This is a genomic window from Flavobacterium sp. GQ95, assembly GCF_059758655.1.
Window position 1 is genome coordinate 374,897 of record NZ_JCAXEB010000005.1, and the last position, 6,602, is coordinate 381,498.

Sequence of the window (6,602 nt, forward strand, 5' to 3'; positions counted from 1 at the left end):
GATTTATTCGTTTAAGGCGCGATAAATAAATAACTGATTGTTAGTAATGACCTTTTCATTTTCTTTCAGGCCACTTTTAATGTAGGTAGTATCTCCCACAACACTGTAAACTTCAACTTGTCTTGTCTCGATATTGTGACGATCTTTAAAAACCATGACGAAGTTTTTGCTTTTATCAAAAACAATGGCATCACTCGGAATAGCAATCAAAGATTTATCTTCTTTAAAAGATAATTTGATGTTGGCATTCATATCTGGTTTTAATAAATAACCAGGATTTTGCAGTTTTACACGTGCCTGCATCGCTTTGGTTTCCGGATCAATTACGTTGAAAATTTTATCTACTTTTCCTTTAAAAACTTTATCAGGATAACTCAAAGTGGTTACATCAGCATCAATTCCTAATTTTACTTTATCAATATCGGTTTCATTGATATTTGCCATTGCCCAAACCTCACTGATTTCAGCAATGTCAAAGATGTTTTCAGAACGGTCACTTCTCAAAAGCATGTCCTGATTAATACTTTTTTGAATAATAAATCCGCTAATTGGAGCCGTAACTTCATAAATAGAACCGGCCTTAATATTATAGATCTTGTAAGTTTCTTGAATTTTGCCTAATTGAGATTGTGCTTTAGTTACTTCAGATTTTGCTTGTAATACATCACTTTCCGAATTTAATTTTCCATCAAATAATTCCTGAGCCACTTTCAAATTGTTTTTAGCCACTAATAAATCACTTTTTGCATCGAGAGATTGTTTTTCAAAATCGGCAATATCAGTACTTTTTATTGTTGCCAAAACTTGTCCTTTGTGTACGTAATCTCCAAGTTCAACATTTACTTTAATTACATTTCCACCCACAAGCGGATAAACATCAATCATTTTATTGTTATCAGCTGTAATTTTCCCGTAAAAACTTAATTCGTTTTTTACAGGTTGTGTTTGTGCTACAGCTGTTGTAGTTGTTTTTAGCATTGAATCACTTAATGCAAAAGAAGTATTGGTCTGCGGATTCTCAACTTCCTTTTTACAGCTTGCGAATGCCAGACTCACAATTGCAATTCCTATTATTAGTTTATGTTTCATCTTTAATTAGTTTTAAAATAAGTCTTTGTTTATGGTACTGTTTAATTCTTCTCCGGAAAGGGCTAGTTTTTTCTTCAATTCATTAACCTGAACTGTTGCCTGATTGTAGCTCTCCATAAAATCTGTAAATTCTAATAAACTCACATTTCGTTTTTGAAAATTGGTCAACATTCCGTTGTAGACTGCATCAAAGTCTGCGTTAACGGTTGGTTTTATAACAGCATAGTTTTTACGTGATTCATCCCATTTATTCCAGGCTGATGTAATTTCAGTTTGCAGTTGCAAATCAAAATTTTGTTTTTCGACTTTAGATTGATCTAAAATGGTTTGAGCATACTTTATATTTCCTTTGTTTTTATTCCAAAGAGGAAGAGGGATTCCAAGGGTCAAATTAGCTTCCTTATTAAAAGCACCACTTCGTTGATCGTAGTTTGCACCAACAGTAATATCAGGTACCGAAAGTGATTTTTGCCATTTTACATTGATTTCGTTGGCATCAATTTCTTTTTGCTTGGCTAAATAATCAGGACGATTGGCGATAGCCTGATCTTCAAATGATTTTAAATCAAAGTTTATAGTTTTAAGATATTTATTGAATTCTGTATCCGAAACAATTGGAACAACAGTTTCAATAGAGTTCAATAACAATTTCAAATTCGCTTGTTCTTCAATATTGTTATTGACAACTTCCATTCTTTCATTTTTGAAGTTCAGATAAAGTGATTGTAAACGGACAACATCTTTTAAAGGAATATTTCCTTTTTGCGCCTGAATGGAGTAGGAGTTGATCAAATCTTCAATATGAGCCAGTTGTTTATCAGTAGTTTCAAGACTTTTGGTGTTGTAATAAACGGTGTAAAAGCTTTTACGTAATTGCAGTTTTAAAGTTCTTAGCAAATCATTAAATTGCAATTCGGCCAATTGTTCATTGGTTTGAGCCAGTTTTACTTCGTTGCGTTTTTTTCCTCCTAAATAAATAAGCTGTTCAATACCAAATGCTTTCTGACCATCTTTTCCAATATCAAAATATTTATTTCTTTCGGGATTATATGCATTTAATTCTGCCGTAATCATCGGATTATCCCAAATACGGGCTTGAATAGTTAATGCTTTTGAAGCATCAATATTATATTGAGAGGCCAGTAAAAAAAGATTGTTTTTTAAAAATTGGCTTTCACAATCTTCCAGCGTGACTGTTTTTTGAGCAAAGCCTGCCTGACTTGCTAAAATCAGAAATAGGAGTGCAATTAACTTTTTCATTATATCGGTTTTATTTGATACAAAGATGCTATCGCTAGACTTTAAGACGCCTTAAGAACAACCTTAAAAAGACCTTAAAAATGTATTTAGATGGAAGTGAAAAAGATTTTAATAAAAAATCAATTGAAAGAGATTAGTATTTTTATCAGGAACACGGTATTTGATTTCGGCTTTATGAAGTATTAAAATACGATTGACAATTCGTAATCCAAGTCCAAAACCAGTTGTGCCTTTAGAATTGACACCACGCATAAATGGTTGAAAAAGATTTTTTTGCTCGTTTTCGTTTAATGTATTTCCAGTATTTGAAATCGAAATAATAAGATGTTCCTTTTCAGCACTAATTTTCACTTTGGCTTGTTTGTTATCAGAGTAAACGCAAGCATTTTTTAAGACATTGTTTAAAGCAATTTCTAGTAAGTTTTTGTTTCCTTTAATTTCCAAAGCATTATCTAAATTGTCGTTTTCTTCCATTTCAAAAAGAATAACGAAATCGGGAAAGCTTTTATTCAAGTTTTCAATTGCCGAAAACAGAATTTCATCCATTCGATGCACTTCATAATTTTCATGATTCTTATTGTCTATTTTAGAAAGAACCAATAATGAATTAATCAATTCAGTTAATTGATTGACATCAGATAAAATAGTTTTTAGAAAAGATTTTCCTTTATCAGAAGTTGCAGAATCAGTAATTGTATTTTCAATCTGCGACGTTATTCTGGACAACGGAGTTCTGAGCTCGTGCGAGGCATGCGCTGTAAATTCTTTTTGTTTTTGATAAAAAATTTCAATTCGATCCATCATGAAATTAAATTCATTGGCAATCAAATCGATTTCATTTTTAGTACTTTTTGATTCTATACGGGTGTCAAGATTGTTCTCATTTATGTTTTTTATTTTTTGATGGAAAATACGCAACGGACTCATGGCTTTTTTTACCATAAAGGATGTCAGAATCCAGCAAATACAGGTAAAAAATATATACGATACAATTAAAGTATATCTAAGAAAAAGCAGTTTTCGTTTACCATAATCATCAGTTGCAGATATCAAAGCATAAAAATCCTTGTCTTTTGTATCATAGAAAACACCATAAACTTCATAATCGCCTTGTTGTTTAAAAAAAGTTTTATGTTTTTTAAGGTATTTTAAATCTTCAATAGACCAATTAATTTTGGCATCGTCAATACTGCTGTATATAAGCTTGTAATGAGAGTCAAATACTAATGTTTTTTCGTCATATAGTTTATTGATGGAGTTTTGATCAATCATTTTTAAAAGCTGATCATCAACTTCTTTAACATTAACCAAAAGTTTAATGTTCGAAAGTGCCTTTATTTCAAGACGATCACGAAATTCTTCTTTTCTGAAATTAGAATATAAAACAAATATCACGGTAGATGCCAATCCAAATAGGATTGTAAAAAGCAAACTGACTAAAAGTGATATCCGGTTTTTTAATGTCATTCCTGAGCGCTTAAATAATATCCGTAACCAATTTTGGTCCGAATCAGTTTTGTTTCGTGGTCTTTATCAATTTTCTTTCTTAAAAAATTGATATAAACTTCAATCGTATTCTGATTGGTTTCAATATGATAATCCCAAAGTTTCTCGGCAATAAATTGTTTAGATAATACTTTTCCTTTGGCATGAGCCAGAATCAAAATCAATTTAAATTCTTTTGGAGTCAATTTTATTTCTTCGCCTAAGCGGAATACTTTCATATCATCTTCCAGAATTTCTAAATCCTGAATTATAATTTTTTTCTCTGATTGTTGCGGAACCTCTTTTCGTCTTAATAAGGAAGAACTTCGTGCATACAATTCCTCAAAATGAAAAGGTTTTACCAAATAATCATCAGCACCATTATCAAAAGAAGCCAGTTTATCTTCAATTTCGCTAAAAGCCGTTAACATTATAATAGGTGTCTTTTTATCAACTTCACGAATTCCCTTGCAAACGTCAATTCCGTTTGTCCCTGGAACATTAATATCAAGAATGATTAAATCATATTCGTTGGGGAAATACTTTTTCAATAATAAGGATCCATCATAATAAGGTACACACTCGAATTCTTTTGAGGTAAAGAATGCGGAGATTTCTTTAGATAAAGTAAAATCGTCTTCGAGTAGTAGTATTTTCATGCTATTTTTTATTAGTCAATTCGGCTAAATGATTAACCGAATTGACGTTTTAAATTTTATTGTTATTTGAAGTAAGAGAAAGTCTCATTGTTTTTAATCTTCAATAATGACTCATAAATCAATTGAATCACATTTTCAACATCTTCTCTATGAACCATTTCGACCGTGGTATGCATATAACGTAAAGGTAATGAAATCAATGCAGATGCTACACCACCGTTGCTATAAGCAAAAGCATCGGTATCTGTTCCGGTCGCTCTGGAAATTGCGCTACGTTGAAACGGAATTTCATTTTCCTCAGCCGTATCCACAATTAAATCGCGTAATTTATTTTGAACTGCCGGAGCATAAGCAATTACGGGACCTTTGCCCATTTTAAGATCGCCTTCTACTTTTTTGTCAATCATTGGGGTAGTCGTATCGTGACAAACATCAGTAATAATGGCTACATTTGGTTTAATGGTTTGTGCAATCATTTCAGCACCACGTAAACCTATCTCTTCCTGAACCGAGTTTACAATATACAATCCAAACGGAAGTATTTTTTTATTTTCATGTAATAAACGAGCAACTTCGGCAATCATAAAACCGCCCATTCTGTTGTCGATAGCACGACAAACAAATTTGTTCTCGTTCAAAATTATGAATTCATCAGGGTAAGTAATCACGCAACCCACATGAACACCCATTTCAAGAACTTGTTCTTTAGTTTCGCATCCTAAATCGATAAAAATGTTACTCAATTTCGGAATCTCTTCCTTGTCCCGTAAACGAGTATGAATAGCTGGCCATCCAAAAACACCTTTTACAATTCCTTTTTTAGTATGAATATTGACTCTTTTTGACGGCGCAATCTGGTGATCAGAACCACCATTACGTATTACATATAATAGACCATCATCAGTAATATAATTAACATACCACGAAATTTCATCAGCATGACCTTCGATTACAACTTTAAAAGGAGCATCAGGATTTATAATTCCAACAGCCGTTCCATAAGTATCCGTAATAAAAGTGTCAACATATGGTTTTAAATAATTCATCCAAAGTTTTTGCCCTTCACTTTCATATCCCGTAGGTGAGGCGTTATTTAGGTAGCTTTCCAGGAAAGCAATTGAGGTATCTTTTAAGATAGATTCAGTACTCATAAAAATATTTTTTTGCTAAATTATAAATTTGGTATTAGAGTTGTATATAAATATATAATTTTACATTTAAATTATGACTCAATGAGATTTACCTACATTCTATTATTCTTTATGTTGATTTCGTTTACAAGCCAGGCTCAGGTTACGCCAAAAGAAAACGAGCAAATGGGCTATATTCTAACCGAACAGGATTCGATTTTGGGCGATACTATTGAATTGCCTGAGATTATCATTACCAAAGAAAAGCTCGATCCCGAAGCGCAAAAGCAATTCATGATTCTACAGAATAGAGTTTATAAAGTGTATCCGTATGCTAAATTAGCTGCAGATCGATTGACGGCTCTAAATCAGGGAATGGCACGTTTGAAAACCAATCGTGAAAAAAAGAAGTATTTTAAAATTGTAGAAGACTACCTTAATAATGAATTCGAAGCAAGACTAAAAAAACTTTCGCGTAAACAGGGCCAAATTCTAGTAAAGCTGGTTCACAGACAAACTGGAATCACAACATATGAATTAATCAGAACCTTAAAGAGTGGTTTCAAAGCCTTTGTCTCAAACACGACCGCCAATTTATTCGATATCAGTTTAAAGAAAGAATACAATCCATACGAAGTCAATGAAGACTATTTAATAGAAACTATTCTCCAAAGAGCATTCGAGTCCGGCCGATTGGTAAATCAGAAACCTGCTAAACCAATAAATTATAGTGTTCTAATGAATCAATGGGAAGCAAAAGCAAAACAAGCCAAAACTGAAGAGGCCAAAGATAAATAGCATTCCTTATATAGTATTACGACCCGACAGTTTTCCAAAAGCTGTCGGGTTTGTTTTTTATACATATATATGTATATATAAGGAAGTAAAATGTACTTTAATATATAAGAGAGTTTTATCAAACAGAGAAGAGCCAATGAATTTTGGAATTTGGACCCGAGCGCTAGGGAACAGGCGAAGC

General features: G+C 32.4%; 6 protein-coding genes. 1 reads left to right on the forward strand and 5 read right to left on the reverse strand.

Annotated features, from left to right (window positions below; genetic code table 11):
• Positions 1-3 precede the first annotated feature (3 nt).
• The 5 genes from AC6CH4_RS12450 to AC6CH4_RS12470 form a co-directional block, all read right to left on the reverse strand.
• Positions 4-1,089, reverse strand: a complete 1,086-nt coding sequence (locus tag AC6CH4_RS12450) for an efflux RND transporter periplasmic adaptor subunit (RefSeq protein WP_498103396.1) — start codon at positions 1,087-1,089, stop codon at positions 4-6.
• Between the two features lie 12 nt (positions 1,090-1,101).
• On the reverse strand, positions 1,102-2,349 hold the full coding sequence (locus AC6CH4_RS12455; RefSeq protein WP_498103397.1) for a TolC family protein: 1,248 nt from the start codon (positions 2,347-2,349) through the stop codon (positions 1,102-1,104).
• Between the two features lie 108 nt (positions 2,350-2,457).
• Positions 2,458-3,816, reverse strand: a complete 1,359-nt coding sequence (locus AC6CH4_RS12460) for a sensor histidine kinase (RefSeq protein ID WP_498103398.1) — start codon at positions 3,814-3,816, stop codon at positions 2,458-2,460.
• A complete protein-coding gene (locus tag AC6CH4_RS12465; RefSeq protein ID WP_498103399.1) occupies positions 3,813-4,493 on the reverse strand; it encodes a response regulator transcription factor in 681 nt (226 codons plus the stop codon). Before AC6CH4_RS12465 ends, AC6CH4_RS12460 begins: the two co-directional genes overlap by 4 nt.
• A 62-nt stretch (positions 4,494-4,555) precedes the next feature.
• Positions 4,556-5,644 (reverse strand): M42 family metallopeptidase, encoded by a 1,089-nt coding sequence (locus AC6CH4_RS12470; RefSeq protein WP_498103400.1) that lies wholly within the window; start codon positions 5,642-5,644, stop codon positions 4,556-4,558.
• A gap of 81 nt (positions 5,645-5,725) precedes the next feature.
• Between AC6CH4_RS12470 and AC6CH4_RS12475 the strand changes: the two genes are divergently transcribed.
• The gene (locus AC6CH4_RS12475; protein WP_498103401.1) at positions 5,726-6,421 is read left to right on the forward strand and encodes a DUF4294 domain-containing protein; all 696 of its coding nucleotides are present in this window, start codon (positions 5,726-5,728) and stop codon (positions 6,419-6,421) included.
• Positions 6,422-6,602: the final 181 nt, after the last annotated feature.